Origin of the sequence: Acidithiobacillus albertensis (genome assembly GCF_001931655.1) — a bacterium.
Lineage (GTDB): Bacteria > Pseudomonadota > Gammaproteobacteria > Acidithiobacillales > Acidithiobacillaceae > Acidithiobacillus > Acidithiobacillus thiooxidans.
The window spans coordinates 1-669 of the sequence record NZ_MOAD01000116.1 but is presented as its reverse complement, the minus strand read 5'-3'; the positions used below and the strand labels follow the sequence as shown (position 1 = coordinate 669).

The 669-nt window shown below is 55.9% G+C and carries 1 protein-coding gene and 1 pseudogene; both read left to right on the top strand.

Features of this window, described 5'->3' with window-relative positions:
• Positions 1-52: 52 nt before the first annotated feature.
• Positions 53-253 carry a glycine zipper domain-containing protein gene (locus tag BLW97_RS18415; RefSeq protein WP_143215008.1) on the top strand — a complete coding sequence of 67 codons (201 nt, stop codon included), beginning with the start codon at positions 53-55 and terminating at the stop codon, positions 251-253.
• A 112-nt stretch (positions 254-365) separates the two neighbouring features.
• Positions 366-669 (top strand): annotated as a pseudogene (locus tag BLW97_RS19320) (hypothetical protein); the annotation flags it as partial.

The following is a 669-nucleotide window of genomic DNA, read 5'->3' as shown; positions in this document are numbered from 1 at the left end:
TGCAAATCCTGCCGCTTCGTGGGTCCGGGCAGTCTTACTTTTGACAGCAGTGATGGCATTAGCCGGTTGTGCCAACATGAGCCCAACGGGCCAGCGTGCTCTGAGTGGCGGTGCTATTGGCGCTGCTGGCGGTGCGGTTTTGGGAACAGTTGCTGCGGGCAATCCTGCCGTCGGTGCTGCGGTAGGTGGTGCGGTGGGTGCGGGGGTAGGTGCTGCTCTCCCCCAAATAGAAAACAGCCTAAACAGTAATTAACCGATTACTTCACTGATTACAAGGGGATGCGGCTCCTATTTGGAGCGGATGGGCAACAGGGAATGGAGTGAGGTGCGACTCGGAGTAACACATATAGCAGGGTGATCCAAAGGTGAACTCAAAAAGGTTATTATTTGTGGGCTTTATTGTCAGCATGGTAGCCCTTTCCGGCTGCGCGGTTCAGCCCTATGGTACGTATGCATATACGGGATATTACGCCACCCAGGATGAACAGCCCTACGGTTACTTTGAGATTCCCCCAGGTTACAGTGCTTACTTTAGTCAGCCACTCTACGACCAGTACCTGTTTGGGGACTACTACCCGCAATTGTACTACCAGTACTACCCAGCACCGCCCCCGCCCCTGCCGGCGGGAGTACAGCCCCCACCGCCTCCACCATCTGGCGCACCGCAAC